A 761-nucleotide genomic window follows, 5' to 3' on the forward strand; every position below is an offset into this window, starting at 1 on the left:
GTAATAAGTATCTATGATTACATCATATGAAATAATGTTTGAGTATTTTTTATTAAAGGAGTAGTTTTTTGAAAAATTCAATGGAGCTATTTCCTCAAGCTCTTGAGGTTAATGAAGAAGGACAGCGTCGTTCATGCATAATAAAAGAAATATCTGCTAGTGGAGAGATTGTTGAAACGGAACTATGGATTGTTTATCCTACTAATTTACCAATGCTAGAAGACAACAATTGCGACTCTTATTTGCTTGGTGTTCTATTGCTAGGGATGCAACAGAACTTTAACATTATAGTACACGGTAGTGTATCTAAAAGATTACTTGCGAACCTTACTGAGCTTCAGTATATCTGGAATAGGTGGTGTCCAGAAACCTATTCAATAGTTGACATAACAGTTAATCATATAAGAGAAGATAACACTCAAATCGATGGAGCCGTGTTCGCTTTTTCAGGTGGAGTTGATGCGCAGTTTACTGCATATCGTCATGCTACAGGAAAAGCAGGATATTGCACACAGCAAGCGCGTGCAGCTGTCTTAATTCATGGTTTTGACATTCCTCTTACTGATACAGAAGGTCTTTCTGGTGCAGCTATGAAAGCTGTTGAGACACTTAATAGTATAGGGATAAGTTTACTAATTATTAAGACTAACCTTAAAGATTTCAGAGGAATGAACTGGGGATATAGTCATGGTTTTGCTATAGCTTCTGTCTTGAGCGGTTTGAGCATGTATGCTGGAACTGGCATGATTGGTAGTGGTGAG

1 protein-coding gene is annotated in these 761 nt (G+C 37.2%); it reads left to right on the forward strand.

What is annotated here, in order from left to right; genetic code table 11:
* Positions 1 to 68 precede the first annotated feature (68 nt).
* Positions 69 to 761, forward strand: a 693-nt coding sequence (locus CXF61_RS01800) for a hypothetical protein (protein ID WP_264755657.1), incomplete at its 3' end; no start/stop codon positions are given.

The sequence above is a fragment of the Psychrobacter sp. 4Dc genome, from assembly GCF_002836715.1.
In the GTDB taxonomy this organism is placed as follows: domain Bacteria; phylum Pseudomonadota; class Gammaproteobacteria; order Pseudomonadales; family Moraxellaceae; genus Psychrobacter.